Genomic DNA, 15611 nt, shown 5'->3' on the forward strand with positions numbered 1-15611 from the left:
GGGTGCCGGCGTCGGTCCTACTGGATCGACGGGCCCATCAGCGTTTCCGGCAGCCACAGCGCGATCTCCGGAAAGATGCACAGCAGAATGATACCAACCACCATGCACAGCATATACGGTAACGCGCCCCACAAGATCGTCGGCAGGCTCACATCCGGGGCAATCCCATTGATCACGTAGAGGTTCAGGCCCACCGGCGGGGTAATCAGCCCGATCTCCAGGTTGATCGTCATCATCACCGCGAACCACACCGGATCGAACCCGAGATTGGTGATGATCGGCAGCAGCGTCGGCGCGCTCATCAGGATCACCGCCACCGGCGGCAGGAAGAAGCCGGCCACCAGCAGGAACAGGTTGACGCACAGCAGCAGCAGGTAGGCATTGATGTCCAAGGTCGCGATGTATTGCGCCAGCGACTGGGTAATGAACAGCGACGACATCATGTAGCTGAACAGCTCGGCCGCCGCGATGATCATCAGGATCATCACGGATTCCTTCATGGAATCCCGGAAGATCGTCCAGAGCTGACGGCCCTTGGTGATGCCGTAGATCACCATCACCAGAAGCAGGCACAGCATCGCCCCCACACCGGCCGCTTCCGAGGGTGTCGCGACGCCGCCGTAGAGCACGTACAGGATGCCCACGATGATCAGCAGGAACGGCCCGACCTTGGGCAGCATCGCCAGCTTGTCGCGCAGCGTGTAGCTCACGCCCGGGGTGGTGAAACGGTAGCCCTTGCGCCGGGCGTCAATCAGGCCCCAGGCGATGAACAGCGCCATCAGCATGAGCCCCGGCATCAGGCCCGCCAGGAACAGCCGGCCGATCGAGGTCTCGGTCGCGATGCCGTAGACGATCATGGTGATCGACGGCGGAATCAGAATGCCGAGCGTGCCGCCCGCGGCGATCGACCCGGTCGCCACGCTCGCGGGATAGCCGCGCTGGCGCATCTCCGGGATGCCCATCTTGCCGATCGCCGCGCAGGTCGCGGGCGACGAGCCGGACAGCGCGGCGAAGATCCCGCACGCCCCGATGTTGGAGGCCATCAGCCCGCCCGGCACGCCGTACAGCCAGCGGTCGATCGCCTCGTACAGGTCCGCCCCGGCGCGCGAGGAGGCGATCGCCCCGCCCATCAGGATGAACATCGGGATCGACAGCAGCGCGAAGCTGTCCAGCCCGCCGTAGAAAATGTCGGGCACGAACTCCAGCGCGAACAAGCCGTCGTAGTAGACCAGGAACACCAGCGAGACGATGCCGAGCGCGAACGCGACCGGAATGCCCAGCAGCAGCAGGAAGATCGTGACGGCCCCGATCAGCAGGCCGAGTTCAAGCTCGCTCATCGATCGCGTCCCCCGGAAAGCGTGGTTTCAGCGCCGGTCCCGTCGGTCGCCGTCGATCTGTAGGGCCGCTGCCCGCCGGTCGGCGGCTGCGCGGCGGGCCCGCCCGGCGCCGGCGCCGCTTCGGTCTCTTGCAGCGCGTCGTCGGCCTCCAGATGCGAACTCGCGAACGGCAGGTCGCGCCCGGTCAGCAGGGCCATAATGTCGGCCAGGTACTGCAGCGCGGTCAGCCCGAAGCCGAGCGGGATCGCCGCATACGGGATCCACAGCGGCGGCGCCCAAACCGTTTCGGCGCGCCAGTTGTTGGCCCAGGACTCGTACCAGAAGCTCCAGCCGTAATAGGTCAGCACCGCGCAAAAGCCGAACGACAGCGTCGAAGCGATCAGCGCCAGGCCCATCTTGCCGCGATGGCCAAGGTAGATCGGCAGCAGGTCGACGTTCACGTGACCGCGCTTCAAAAGCACGTAAGGGCTGCCCAGCAGGGTCGCCCCGATCACCGAAAAGGTGACGAACTCGTGCTGCCAGATCGCGCTATCGTTGAGGACGTAGCGCACGAAGACGAGGTGGCAGACGGCCCCGACGGCCGCCGCCAGCAGCACGGCGGCGATCACGCCGCAGGCGCGCGACAGCCGCCAGATCAAAACCACGAATAGATCCATGATGTCGGCCCCGAGGGCTGGCGCGGAAGGACATGGTAAGCGGCCCGGCCCGAAAGCGCACCCGTACCGGGCGCCCTCGGCCCCAACCACCGGTGACCCCCCGCTAAATCCACGCTTTGAGCGATATCTCTAACAAAACGACGGGTTTTGGCGAAGCCATCGATCGTCACCGGCGCACGCGTCGCGGCCGCCTGGACCCCTCGGGCCCGGGCGGCCGCCACACCGTCGAAGCGCCGTCGGATCAGTCGACGGAGCGCGCCATCTCGATCAGCTTAGCGCCGTTCTCGACTTCCTCGGCGAAATTCTTGTAGGAGCTCTCCTGCGCCACGTCGATCCAGGCGTCGTACTGCGCCTTGGTCATCTTCGTGACCTTCACGCCGGCCTTCTTGTAGGTCTCGACCAGTGTCTGATCGAGCCCTTTGGCCTTCTCGAAGAAGAACTCCTCGGCCTTCTTCCCCGCGGCCATGAGCGCCTCCTGCTGCGCTTCGTTCAGCTGGTCGAACGAGCGCTTCGACATCAGGATCGGCTCGTACATGAACCAGAGCGCGTAGTCGCCCGGAGGCGTCAGGCAGCTGGACTGCTCATAGATGCGGTAGCTGACCAGCGACCCGGAGGACGTGTTGGCACCGTCCAGCACGCCGGTGCTCATCGCGGAGTAGATCTCCGAGCTCGGCATCGAGTTGATCGATGCACCGGCGGCGGCCAGCATCTGCTCGAACAGCGGGCCGGCCGCGCGCATCACCTTGCCCTCCACGCTCTCCGGCGTGGTGACGCAGAAGTCCTTGCCGACGAAGCCGCCGGCCAGCCACGCGTCGGACAGCACGACCACGCCGGCGTCGTTAATGATCTTCTTGATCCGGTCCATGAACTTGGAGTCGTTCAGCCGCCGGGCGTGATCGTGGTTCTTCACCAGGCCGGGCATCAGCGTGGCGGAGAACTGCGGATGGCGGCCCGAGGCGTAGTCCAGCGGGAAGGCCGAGATGTCGAGCTGACCCGTGGTCATCGCATCCCACTGCTGCTTCGGCTTGAACAGCGAGGCGCTGGGGTAGATGCGGACCTGCAGGTCGACGCCGGCGGCCTCGACCTCGTCCTTGATGATCTCGACCATCTCACCGCGGACGTCGTCCTGCGGCCACTGGTGCGAGGCGCGCAGCCGCTCGGCCGACGCCGGGGCGCCGAGCGCGGCCACGGCCACCAGCGCCACGCCGGCGCACAGGGCCCGACCCAAGCTCGGGCGTTTGAAGTTGGTCATGTCGGATACCTCCCGAAGGCATTTTGATGAGGCGCTCGGCGGCCTGTTGAATCGGCCGTATACGCCGGGCGCGGTTGGAACGGCTCTTGTCGGCCGATGCGTGGCGCGCCGCCGATCGGCGACCCCGAATGCCGGGTGGGGACATCAAGGTGGCGAGACGGCGCAGTACCGGACAGGCAGCCTGCGCCGCCCGGCCGTGCTAGGAAAGCGCAATCGGCGCCGGCGGACAAGCGGTCTTTGTATACAAGTCGGGTGTAGTTGCATAAAGTCTCTCCGACAGCGGGCGACACGGGCGATCGGCATGGCGGTGAACGGCATGGATTGGAACGCGGCCTCCACCGGAGGTTCCGCGTCGGAGGCGAACACGGCTGGCGGCGCCGGGCGCAAGCCGCGGCTGGCCGACCGGCTACGGTGTCAACTCGAGGAGGAGATCGCGACCGGCAAATTGCCGGGCGGCACGCGGCTCGACGAAACCGGCCTGGCGCGGCGCTTCGGCGTCTCCCGCACGCCGGTGCGCGAGGCGCTCAGCAGCCTGGCTTCCGCCGGCTTGGTCGAGACACGGCCGCGCCAGGGCGCGATCGTCGCCGGCCTGTCGCTGGGCGACTTGATCCAGATGTTCGAGGTGATGGCCGAACTGGAAGCGCTGTGCACCAGGCTTGCCGCACGCCGGATGACCGAGGCCGAGCGCCAGCGCCTGGAACAGACGTTGCACGCCTGTTTCGAGGCCGCCGATCCGGGCCGCCCGAACGACTACTACGAGGCCAACCTGGCGTTCCACGAGGCGATCTACGCCGGCAGCCACAACCCCTATCTCGCCGAGCAGACGCGCCAGTTGCGCAACCGGCTGCAGCCCTATCGGCGGACCCAGCTGACCGGCCCGGGGCGGATCGAAACCTCGTGCCGGGAGCACGCTGAGATCGTCGAGGCGATCCGCCAGGCCGACGCGATCAGCGCGGAAGGGGCGATGCGCCGGCACGTCACCATCCAGGCGGACACCTTTGCCGAGCTGGCCGCCCGCCTGCCGGAAAGCCCGGCGGCTGTCGACAACGCCTGAAGCGGGCCCGAACCGAGCCTGAACCGGGCGGCTGCCTCCGACCCGATAACGGGCGGCCTGCACGGGAAACCCGTTCGACCGATCAAGGTGCCAGCCATAGGCGCCGGATGAAAAACCCTGGGGAGTTCTCAAGCGACGATGAGCGGCAACCTCTACGAAAGCTTCCTCGACGTCTTCAGCGCCAACAGCGGCGCCCCCGCGATCGAGCTCGCCGACGGCACCACCTGGACCTACGGCGAGCTGACCGATCAGGTCGGCCGGCTCGCCCGTCGGCTGGTCGAGGTCGGCGTCGAACCGGGCGACCGGGTCGCCGTGCAGGTCGAAAAGTCGCCGCAGGCGCTGTTCACCTACCTGGCGTGCTTCCAGGCCGGGGCGGTCTATCTGCCGCTCAACACCGCCTATACCGGCCCGGAAGTGGCGTACTTCCTGTCCGACGCCAGGCCGCGCTGCTTCGTCTGCGATCCCCGGCGCGCCGAGGAGCTGGCGACCATCGCGGGCGAAGCCGGGGTGACGTCGATCCTGAACCTGGACCCGACCGGTTTCGGCACCCTGACCGACGGGCTGGAGGCGCTGGCGCCGATGACCGAGGTGGTCGAGCGAGATCCCGACGACCTGGCGGCGATCTGCTACACCTCCGGCACCACCGGCCGTTCCAAGGGCGCGATGCTGAGCCATCGCAACCTGGAATCCAACGCGCGGACGCTGCACGGCACCTGGGGCTTCCAGGACGGCGACGTGCTGCTGCACGCGCTGCCGCTGTTCCACGTCCACGGGCTGTTCGTCGCGTCCAACACGGCGCTGCTGAACGGCTCGAAGATGCTGTTCCTGCCCAAGTTCGACGCCGACCAGGTGATCCGCCTGCTGCCCAGGGCGCGCGTGATGATGGGCGTGCCGACCTTCTACGTCCGGCTCCTCGAACGCGACGACTTCACGCACGAGCTGGTCGCCAACATGCGCCTGTTCGTCTCCGGCTCCGCCCCGCTGCAGCCGGAGACCTGGCGGCAGTTCAAAGAGCGCACCGGCTTCGAGATCCTGGAGCGCTACGGCATGACCGAAGCCGGCATGATCACCTCCAACCCGCTGGACGCCGAGCGCCGGCCGGGCACCGTCGGCTTTCCCCTGCCCGACGTGCAGGTGCGCGTCGCCAAGCAGGACGGCACCGTGCTGGACCGGGACGAGATCGGCATCCTGGAGATCAAGGGGCCGAACCTGTTCCAGGGCTACTGGAACAAGCCGGAGAAGACCGCCGAGGAGTTCCGCCCCGACGGCTTCTTCATCACCGGCGACAACGCCAAGATCGACGCGCGCGGCTACGTCCACATCGTCGGCCGGGCGAAGGACCTGATCATCTCCGGCGGCTACAACGTCTACCCGAAGGAGGTCGAGCTGACCCTGGACGCGATCGACGGGGTCAAGGAATCGGCCGTGTTCGGTGTCCCGCACAAGGACTTCGGCGAGGCGGTCACCGCCATGGTCGTGGCCGAGGCGGGCAAGGAGAACGCGCTCACCGAAAAAGGCCTGATCGACGCCTGCCGCACCCAGCTCGCCGGCTACAAGACCCCCAAGCGCGTCTTTTTCGCCGACGCCCTGCCGCGGAATACGATGGGCAAGGTGCAGAAGGCCCAGCTGCGGACGGACTACGAGGATACGTTCCAGGGCGCGGCGTAGCGGGGCGCAAGTACCCGTCAGGCGTGCTTCGACACGGCGCCTTCGGCGCCTGCTCAGCATGAAGAAATCATTATAAGCTCCTGAAACAATTCCGACTTCATCCTGAGCAGCGCGCCGTCCGGCGCGCGTGTCGAAGGACGTCTGACGGGTACCGCACGCCCACCCACACCGCCGTCTTGCCGAATCGTGCCGGCGTGCGATCCTCCGGGCCATGAACCGCTTCGTGAAATGGGCGCTGCTCGCCCTCCCCGTGATCCTCGGCGGTGCCGCGATCGTCGCCGTCGCCGGCTACTTCTACCTGCGCCAGTCGCTGCCGCAAACCCAGGGCACCGCCGAGCTGCCCGCGCTCTCGGCGGAGGTCGAGGTCAGCCGGGGCGAACGCGGCATCCCGACCATCCGCGCGCAGAGCATGGCGGACGCCTATACCGCGCTCGGCTACCTGCACGCCCAGGACCGGCTGTGGCAGATGGACTTCATGCGCCGCACCGCCGAGGGGCGGCTGTCCGAGGTCGCCGGCCAGGGCACGGTCGGCCTCGACCGCTTCATGCGCATCCTCGACCTGGGCGATCTGGCCGAGGCGCAGTTGCAGCACCTGAACGACCGCACGGTGGCGGCCCTCGAGGCCTACTCGGCCGGGGTCAACGCGTTCCTGAAGACCGATCCGGTGCTGCCGCTGGAGTTCCACATCCTGGACTACGCGCCGGAGGCCTGGACACCGCAGGACAGCCTGACCTGGCTTCGGCTGATGGCGATGCAGTTGTCCGGCAATTACCGGGAGGAATTGACCCGCGCCGGGCTGCGCCAGCGCCTGGACGATGCGCAGATACAGTTCCTGTACCCCGACAGCGGCGCGGACCAGGCGACCACGCTGGCGGACGCCGCCACCGGCGCCGCGCTGGGGCAGATGGCGCGGCAGTTGGCCGACCTGCTGCCGGCGCGCCTGGAGCCGCGCGACGCCTCCAACGCCTGGGCGCTGCAGCGCCCGGGCGGCGGGGGCGCGCTGCTGGCGAACGACCCGCACCTGGGCCTGCGCGCGCCCGGGCATTGGTACCTTGCCCGGATCGAGACGCCGGAGCGCACGCTGGTGGGCGCCACCGCGCCCGGGGTGCCGTTCCACATCCTGGGCCGCAACCGCGACCTCGCCTGGGGGCTGACCACGACGCACAGCGACACCCAGGACCTGTTCATCGAGCGGGTCGATCCCGAGAATCCCAGCCGCTACCGCACACCCGACGGCTGGGACACGTTCGAAACCACGACCGAGACCATCCAGGTCGCCGAGGGCGAGCCGGTCGAGCTGACGGTCCGGCGCACCCGCCACGGCCCGGTGATCTCCGACAGCGTCGAGGCGGCGCGGACACTGGCGGGCGAGAACCAGGTGGTGGCGCTCGCCTGGCCGGCGCTGCGCGCCGACGACACCACGCCGGACGCGATCTACCAGGTGAACGCCGCGCGCAGCGTGGCGGACGCGCTGCGGGCGATGCGCAACGCCAACGCGCCGCAGCAGAACCTGTTCCTGGCCGACAGCGCCGGCGACGTCGGCCTGATCGCCGCCGCCCGGGTGCCGATCCGCAAGGCGGGCGACGGCACCCTGCCGCGCCCGGGCTGGACCGGCGAGTACGACTGGACCGGCACGATCCCCTACGACGTGCTGCCGCGGGTCCGGAACCCGGCGAGCGGGCGGTTGGTCAACGCCAACAACCGGCTGGTCGGCGACGACTACCCCTACCTGCTCGCGGCCCACTGGCCGCCGCCGTGGCGGGCGGCGCGGATCGACCGGCTGCTCGACCAAGCCGAGGGCTCCGCCGACATCGCGGCGATGGAGCGGATCCTGCTCGACACCCGCTCGCCCAAGGCGGAGATGCTGCTGGACGAACTGCTGTCGCATGCCCCCACCAATACCCGGCAGGGGGCCGCGCACCAGCTGCTGCGCCGCTGGGACCGGCACATGAACCGTGACGAGGCGGCGCCGCTGGTGTTCACCGCCTGGATCGACAACTTGAACCGGGCGCTGTTCCAGGACGAGCTGGCCGGCCAGTACAGCCGCTTCTCCCAGCCCGACCCGCGGATGATCCTGCGCGCGCTGAACGATCGCACGGCATGGTGCGACGACACCGGCACCACCGAGCGGACCGAGACCTGCACCGGGCAGGTGACGCGCGCGCTCGACCGCGCGATCGACCAGTTGAACGCCCGCTTCGGGGATGCCGAGAGCTGGCGATGGGGCGACGCGCACGTCGCGCGCTTCCCGCATCCGATGTTCTCCCGGATCCCGGTCCTGAACGGCCTGTTCACCCCGCAGGTCGGCACCTCCGGCGGCGACGAGACGGTCAACCGCGGCGGCGCCGACTACGACGCCCCGGTGGAGCAGCGCTACAGCCACGTCCACGGGCCGACACTGCGGATGGTGCACGACCTGTCCAAGCCGCCCGAAAGCTCGGTGTTCATGCTCTCGGACGGGCAATCCGGCAACCCGCTGTCGCCGCACTTCGGCGGGCTGGCGCAAGCCTGGCGCGACGGCGAATTCCTAAAACTGGTCGGCAGCGGACAAGAAGACGCGCATACTCTTCGGTTAGTACCTGAGGTGAACTAGGGGCGGGGTCGCGACCGCGCGGTCCGCCCGAAACGCCTGTCCCCGGGAGGCCGACCGCCATGACCGCCCTCGCCCACCCCGCCGCGGCGACCGACACCGACGGCCATGACGACCGCGCCCCCGACCCCGTCACACTGGCCGATATCCGCACCGCCGCGGATCAGCTGCAGGGCCACGTCGTCCGCACCCCGCTGATCTACGCCCCCCGCCTGTCCGACATGCTGGGCTGCGAGATCCATCTGAAGCTGGAAAACCAGCAGTTCACCGGCTCGTTCAAGGACCGCGGCAGCTACGTCAAGCTGCTCAGCCTGCCGGAGAGCGTGAAGGCGACCGGCGTGATCGCGATGTCGGCCGGCAACCATGCCCAGGGCATCGCTTACCACGCCCAGCGCCTGGGCATCCCGGCGACCATCGTGATGCCCGAGAATGCGCCCTTCTCCAAGGTCGAGCGGACGCGCTCGTTCGGCGCGCGGGTCGTGCAGTCGGGCGAGACGATCGACGAGTCCTTCCAGGTCGCCCGCGACCTGATGGACAAGGAGGGTCTGACCTTCGTCCACCCGTACGACGATCCCTCGACGATCGCGGGCCAGGGCACGATCGGGCTGGAGATGCTGGCTGACCAGCCGGACCTCGACACGATCGTCGTTCCGATCGGCGGCGGCGGCGTGATGGCCGGCACCGCGATCGCGGCCAAGGCGCTCAAGCCCGATATCCAGATGATCGGCTGCGAGAGCGACCTGTTCCCATCGATGTACCAGGCGATCCGAGGGCAGCAGCCGTCGTCCGGCGGCTCGTCGCTGGCCGACGGGATCGCGGTCAAGAGCCCGGGCAAGCTGACCCGCCCGGTGATCGAACGCTACGTCAGCGAGCACGTGCTGCTGACCGAGGATGAGATCGAGACCGCGGTCGCCGTGCTGTCGGAATACCAGAAGGTGGTCGCCGAGGGCGCCGGCGCGACGCCGTTCGCGGCCGCCAGCCGCTTGCGCGCGCAGTTGGCCGGGCGCAAGGTCGGCTTGGTGATCTGCGGCGGCAACATCGATGCGCGCGTGCTCGCCTCCGTGTTGATGCGCGGGCTGGTGCGCGACGGCCGGCTGGTCCGCCTGCGCGTCGACATCAACGACGCCCCCGGCATACTCGCCAAGGTGTCCGGTCTGATCGGGCAGACCGGTGCGAACATCGTCGAGGTCTACCACCAGCGGCTGTTCCACGACGTGCCGGTCCGCCGGGCGGAGATCGACTGCGTGGTCGAGACCCGCAACAGCGAGCACGTGCGGGAGATCGTCGAGGCGCTGCAATCCGGCGGCTTCCACGCCCGCACCCTGTCGACCCTGTCCGCCGACGGGCCGAGCCAGCTGTAAACCCGGCACAAGTCCGCCGATAAACCGCATTTTAACGTACCCGCCGGCAGACTGCCGACCCGAATTCCGGGGCCTGAGCAGGAAAGCCGGCGTCACATGCCTCTGATCATCGGCGCGATCATCGTGATCGTCTGCACGCTCGGCGGGTATGCCGCCCTGGGCGGCAAGGTCGCCGTGCTGTGGCAGCCGTTCGAGGTGGTGATCATCTGCGGCGCGGCGCTGGGCGGCTACATCATCGCCAACCCGACCAACGTGCTGCGCCGGACGCTGGGCGCGGTGCGCATGGCGATGCGCGGGTCGAGCGCGCGCAAGCAGACCTACCTCGACCTGCTGAGCCTGCTTTATCAGCTGCTCAAGCTCGCCAAGCAGAAGGGCAACCTGGCGCTCGAGACGCACATCGAGGCGCCCGTAGACAGCCAACTGTTCCAGCAGTTCCCCACGATCGCCAAGAACGCAGTGATGATGACTTTCCTGTGCGATCACCTCCGGCTGATCACCATGGGCTCGGAGGATCCGCACGAGATGGAAGCGCTGATGGACGAGGAGATCGAAACCGTCAGCCACGAGAACCAGAAGGTCGCGGGCGCCCTGCAGACGGTGGCCGACGGCCTGCCGGCGCTGGGCATCGTCGCCGCCGTGCTGGGCGTGATCAAGACGATGGGCGCGATCTCCGAGCCGCCGGAGGTGCTGGGCAAGCTGATCGGCGGCGCGCTGGTCGGCACCTTCCTAGGCGTCTGGCTGTCCTACGGCTTCGTCGGCCCGATCGCGAGCAAGGCCAAGCAGATGTACGAGGACGAGGACAAGTTCCTGCACTGCATCAAGTCGGCGCTGCTGGCGCACATGAACGGCGCCGCCCCGACCGTCTCGGTCGAGTTCGCCCGCAAGGTTCTCTACCGCGACCAGCGGCCGAGCTTCTACGAGGTCGAGGACGCCGTCGGCGCGCTGCCGCCGGTCGCCTGACCGCCACCCCGCGAATCTCTAACCGCTTCTCCCCCAACCGGACAGGACCGGCGCTTTCATGGCCGAGGATTCCAACCGCCCGCAGATCATTGTCAAAAAGAAGAAGAAGGGCGGGCACGGCGGCCACCATGGCGGCGCCTGGAAGGTCGCCTACGCCGACTTCGTCACCGCCATGATGGCGTTCTTCCTGCTGCTCTGGCTGATCAGCGCGACCACCGAGGAGCAGAAGGAAGGCATCGCCGATTACTTCACGCCGTCGACCGTGACCCAGAGCGATTCCGGCGCCGGCATGATCCTCAGCGGGCGGACGATGAGCGACGAGGGCGCACTGATCAGCGACCGCGCGCCGGTGGGCGTCAATATGAGCCTGCCGTCGCCGTCCGGCCCCGACAACGACCGCGAAGTCCAGGACCTCGCCAAGCAGCTCGCGGAACGCGAACGGCGGAACTTCGAGGATGCCGAGGAGAAGCTGAAACAGGCCGTCGCGGCGATCCCGGAGCTGTCGGACCTGGCCGACCAGGTGCTGGTCGACTACACGCCGGAAGGAATGCGCATCCAGCTGGTCGACGCGCGCGAGAACGCGATGTTCAAACTCGGCAGCGCCGAGCCCAAGCAACATACCCGCGACTTGCTGGCGCTGGTCGCCCAGGCGATCCAGGACCTGCCCAATCAGGTCGCCGTGAAGGGCCACACCGACGCGACCCCGTTCGCTGGCGGCGGCGACTACTCCAACTGGGAACTGTCGGCCGACCGCGCGAACGCCAGCCGCCGGGTGCTGCTGCGCGCCGGCCTCAAGCCCGACCGGATCGGCCGGGTGGTTGGCCGCGCCGCGCAGGACCCGCTGATGCCCGAGGAACCCGAAAACGCCCGCAACCGGCGGATCTCGATCGTGCTGTTGAACCAGGACCACGCGGCTGAAGCGCGGGAACGCGCCGCGGAAGCCGCCAGGTCCGGCAGCGACGGCTTGCAGACCGGCCCCTCGATCGTCCGCGACACGCCGGACGCGGGGTAGACGGCCATGGTCCGCGACGGGTCGGCGCTGCACGAAGATCACCTGCGGCCGCCCCTCTCTGCCCCAGCATTGCCGCCCCGTACTGCCGCCCCGTACTGTTGCGTGGAGACGTTTGAGGTCCTTCGACACCGACGCCTGCGCCCATCCCTAGGCAGGATTCAGGTATTTGTGTATCTGGCACGTCCCCTAACTTGATGCTGAGGTGCTGGCGGCCACGCCAAGGTGTCGAAGCCCGCCACACGGCGGCCTTGCGAGCGGTCGCCAGGCCACCTCGACCGGCGGCGCCGTTGCAGCTGCCCGACGCCGTTCAAAGCGCCCGATAAAGCGGCATTGCACCGCGGGCCATGCGCCGCCATGCTGCGGTGCAATGGCCCGCCGCACCACCCTGCCCGCCCGTCCCAATCCCGTGCCGGCCGTCCGCGCGTGGGACGGCGACGCGCCCGATCCGCTGGGCGCGCCGGAACTTTACGACGGCGTGCTGTGGCGGCGGACGCTCGCGTTCTTCGTCGACCTGTTCGTCCTCGGCTTCGTCTATCTCGCGATCGGTTTCCTGGCGACGCTGGCGACCGCGCTCACCTTCGGGGCGCTGGCGCCGGTGCAGGCCGCGGTGATGGCGCTGCTGCCCTCGATCTACGCCGCGATGACGATCCACTGGTTCGGCGGGACGCCCGGCATGCGCGCCCTCGGCCTTACGGTGCGCGACTGGCGCGGGCGGCCGTGCGGCCTGGCCCAGGGGTTCCTGATGGCGGTGGTGTTCTACGCCAGCTTCGGATTGACATCGGGCCTGATCATGCTGGTGCCGCTGTTCTCGGACCGGCGGCGCACGGCCCACGACATGCTGGCGGCGACCGTGGTGGTCCGCGCCGCCCACGCGCCCGCGACCGGGCACCGGGGGTGAGCGCCCCGCGCGTCTGCGGCGTCGGCGTGCCGCGTGCGGGCCAGCCGGCCGGCGTTAGCTGGTCAACCGGACGCGCCTGCTGTCATACTGCCCTGACTTTGCCCGTTGTACCGGCCGCACGCCCGGCCGCGCCGCGGCTTCCCGCGTTATGATCCGCGCCTGGAGGAATCTTCCCCATGACCGCCGGCAAACAGCAGCAGTCGCAAAGCGCCGTCCGGGCGAGCAAGGCCCCGCCCGAAACGCCGGCGGCCGCCCCGATCAGCCGGCCCGGGCTGTTGTCGAGCTACGATCCAGGGGGGTCTTACTGCGAGCTGCTGGGCCTGAGCGGCGAGGTCACCGAGGCGACCCAGACGATCCTGGAGCGGATCAACCAGATGGACGAGGCCAGCCTGCGCGCCCGCGCCCGGGACGCCGAGCTGGAGCTCTACAACTACGGCATCACGTTCACGGTCTATACCGAGAAGGACTCGATCGACCGCATCCTCCCATTCGACGTCATTCCCCGGGTGATCGCGCCGCCTGACTGGCGCACCCTGGATTACGGAGTGCGCCAGCGGGTGACGGCGATCAACGCGTTCCTGTGGGACGTCTACCACGACGGCAAGATCCTGAAGGACGGCGTGGTGCCGCGCGGCCTGGTGGTCGGCAACGCCAACTACCGCCCCGAGATGGAGGGGATGGACGTTCCGCAGGGGACCTACGTCCAGATCAACGGCACCGACCTGATCCGCGGTCACGACGGCGCGTTCTACGTTCTGGAGGACAACGCGCGCACGCCGTCCGGCGTGTCCTACGTGGTCGAGAACCGGCACCTGATGCTGCGCACCTTCCCGGACCTGATGGAGAGCGTGCCGGTGCGCCCGGTGTCCGACTACGGGCAGAAGCTGCGCGAGGCGCTGGGCGAGACCGCGCCCGATGGCGCCGACGATCCGGTGGTCGTGCTGCTGTCGCCGGGGACCTACAACAGCGCCTATTTCGAGCACATCTTCCTGGCCCGCGAGATGGGCGTGCCCCTGGTCGAGGGCCGCGACCTCGTGGTCGAGGACGACCGCGTCTACATGAAGACGATTCGCGGCCCCCAGCGGGTCGACATGATCTACCGGCGGATCAACGACGACTTCCTGGACCCGGAGGTGTTCAACCCGAACAGCATGCTGGGCGTGCCCGGGCTGATGCGCGCCTACTGGAAGGGCAATGTCGGGCTCGCCAACGCGGTCGGCACCGGGATCGCCGACGACAAGGCGGTCTACGCCTACATGCCGCGGATCATCCAGTACTACCTGGGCGAGGATCCGGCGATCCAGAACGTCGAGACGCACATCTGCCGGGAAAAGGAGGGCCTGCAGTACACCCTCGACAACCTGGACAAGCTGGTGGTCAAGCCGGTCGGCGAGGCCGGCGGCTACGGCATCACCGTGGGTCCGCACGCCAGCCGCGAAGAGCTCGATCACTGCCGGGAAAAGCTGCTGGCCGACCCGGCGAACTACATCTCGCAGCCGATGATCGACTTGTCGGTCTCACCCACCCTGGTCGACGAGGGGATCGAACCCCGCCGCGTCGACCTGCGGCCGTTCGCCGTCACCGGCAAGGACACCTGGGTGTTGCCAGGCGGCCTCAGCCGGGTGGCGCTGCGGCGCGGCTCGATCATCGTCAACTCCAGCCAAGGCGGCGGATCGAAGGATACCTGGGTCCTTGAGTAACCTGCTGGCACGCTACGTGGAGGCGATCTTCTGGCTGGCCCGCTACATCGAGCGGGCGGAGAACATCGCCCGGATCATCGACGTCAACGAGACCTTCTCGCGCGATAGCCGGGGCGGCCAGAACTGGTCGTCCGTGCTGCAGCTGTACGCCGACGACACGCGCTACCGGGAGATCTACGGCGCGCCGACCGCCGAGGGGGTGATCCACTTCTACACGCTGGACGCCAGCAATCCCTCGTCGATCGTCTCCGCGCTGAAGATCGCGCGGGAGAACGCGCGCACCCTGCGTCCCCTGATCTCGACCGAGATGTGGACGCAGATGAACATGTTCCATAACCGGCTGCGTGCGATGTCGGCTGACGAAGTGCAGAAGCCGCGGCTGCCGCGCTTTTGCGCGTTCGTGAAGGAAGGCTGCCACACCCACTATGGGATCACCGAGGGGACCTTCTACCGCGACGAGGGCTGGTACTTCTACCAGCTGGGCCGCAACCTGGAACGCGCCGACCAGACCACCCGCGCGCTCGACACCAAGTACCATCTGCTGCTGCCGAGCGTGCAGGACGTCGGCTCGCCGCTCGACGTGTCGCAGTGGAACGCGCTGCTGCGCTCAGTGTCCGGCTACCACGCCTTTCGACGGGTCCACCCGTCCGGCATGACCCCGGCCGACGTCGCCGGCTTCCTGCTGTTCCACCAGTCGTTCCCGCGCTCGGTCGTGTGCTGTGTCGAGACGGTCGACGAGACCCTGCACGCCCTGCGCGGCCAGTACGCGCTCACTGGCGGCGCCGACGCCATGGAGCGTCTGGACGAACTGCGCAGCGAGATGCGCAACGCCCAAATCCGGGAAGTCCTTAAAACCGGGCTGCACGAATATCTGGACGGGTTGCAGGGCGAGCTGATCAAGGTCAGTCAGGCGTTGGGCCGCGACTTCTTCGGCTACGCCGCCGCCGACCCGGCCGAATAGCCGCGCCGCGCCCCGCCCGCCGGTTCGCATGGGCCCAGGGGAATCGGGTGAACGGTTATGCGGTCACGAGGCTGGCCAGGAAGTCGTCGTCCCAGGCGGCACATTTGCGTCGCAGGCGAATAGACTTTGTGCCAGGAGCGTTGCGGAAAAGGTTGTGGGCGA

At 68.3% G+C, this 15611-nt stretch carries 12 protein-coding genes; 9 read left to right on the forward strand and 3 right to left on the reverse strand.

What is annotated here, in order from left to right; all coding sequences use genetic code 11:
* Positions 1–17 precede the first annotated feature (17 nt).
* The 3 genes from CKO28_RS12255 to dctP all read right to left on the reverse strand — a co-directional run bounded on the left by CKO28_RS12255 (position 18) and on the right by dctP (position 3245).
* Entirely contained in the window at positions 18–1337 is a 1320-nt protein-coding gene (locus tag CKO28_RS12255; protein ID WP_200341068.1) for a TRAP transporter large permease, read from the reverse strand.
* Entirely contained in the window at positions 1334–1993 is a 660-nt protein-coding gene (locus tag CKO28_RS12260) for a TRAP transporter small permease (RefSeq protein WP_200341069.1), read from the reverse strand. The genes CKO28_RS12255 and CKO28_RS12260 overlap by 4 nt, the downstream gene beginning before the upstream one ends.
* A 241-nt stretch (positions 1994–2234) precedes the next feature.
* Positions 2235–3245, reverse strand: a complete 1011-nt coding sequence (gene dctP / locus CKO28_RS12265) for a TRAP transporter substrate-binding protein DctP (RefSeq protein ID WP_200341070.1) — start codon at positions 3243–3245, stop codon at positions 2235–2237.
* A gap of 301 nt (positions 3246–3546) precedes the next feature.
* Between dctP and CKO28_RS12270 the strand changes: the two genes are divergently transcribed.
* The 9 genes from CKO28_RS12270 to CKO28_RS12310 all read left to right on the forward strand — a co-directional run bounded on the left by CKO28_RS12270 (position 3547) and on the right by CKO28_RS12310 (position 15449).
* Positions 3547–4299: a GntR family transcriptional regulator gene (locus tag CKO28_RS12270; protein WP_242480517.1), complete on the forward strand. Its 753-nt coding sequence runs from the start codon at positions 3547–3549 to the stop codon at positions 4297–4299.
* 138 nt (positions 4300–4437) lie between these two features.
* Positions 4438–5967, forward strand: coding sequence for a malonate--CoA ligase (locus tag CKO28_RS12275; protein WP_200341071.1), 1530 nt, complete (start codon positions 4438–4440; stop codon positions 5965–5967).
* 211 nt (positions 5968–6178) lie between these two features.
* Positions 6179–8560 (forward strand): penicillin acylase family protein, encoded by a 2382-nt coding sequence (locus CKO28_RS12280; protein WP_200341072.1) that lies wholly within the window; start codon positions 6179–6181, stop codon positions 8558–8560.
* Between the two features lie 59 nt (positions 8561–8619).
* Positions 8620–9918 (forward strand): threonine ammonia-lyase, encoded by a 1299-nt coding sequence (locus CKO28_RS12285; protein WP_200341073.1) that lies wholly within the window; start codon positions 8620–8622, stop codon positions 9916–9918.
* Between the two features lie 96 nt (positions 9919–10014).
* Positions 10015–10878 (forward strand): flagellar motor stator protein MotA, encoded by an 864-nt coding sequence (motA, locus tag CKO28_RS12290; protein WP_200341074.1) that lies wholly within the window; start codon positions 10015–10017, stop codon positions 10876–10878.
* 58 nt (positions 10879–10936) lie between these two features.
* A complete protein-coding gene (gene motB, locus CKO28_RS12295; RefSeq protein WP_200341075.1) occupies positions 10937–11890 on the forward strand; it encodes a flagellar motor protein MotB in 954 nt (317 codons plus the stop codon).
* A 367-nt stretch (positions 11891–12257) separates the two neighbouring features.
* A complete protein-coding gene (locus CKO28_RS12300; RefSeq protein ID WP_200341076.1) occupies positions 12258–12788 on the forward strand; it encodes an RDD family protein in 531 nt (176 codons plus the stop codon).
* Positions 12789–12964: 176 nt separating this feature from the next.
* Complete coding sequence (locus tag CKO28_RS12305) at positions 12965–14488, forward strand: circularly permuted type 2 ATP-grasp protein (protein ID WP_200341077.1); 1524 nt, start codon at positions 12965–12967, stop codon at positions 14486–14488.
* The gene (locus CKO28_RS12310) at positions 14481–15449 is read left to right on the forward strand and encodes an alpha-E domain-containing protein (protein ID WP_200341078.1); all 969 of its coding nucleotides are present in this window, start codon (positions 14481–14483) and stop codon (positions 15447–15449) included. Before CKO28_RS12305 ends, CKO28_RS12310 begins: the two co-directional genes overlap by 8 nt.
* Positions 15450–15611 lie beyond the last annotated feature (162 nt).

The sequence above is a fragment of the Rhodovibrio sodomensis genome, from assembly GCF_016583645.1.
GTDB classification, from domain to species: domain Bacteria; phylum Pseudomonadota; class Alphaproteobacteria; order Kiloniellales; family Rhodovibrionaceae; genus Rhodovibrio; species Rhodovibrio sodomensis.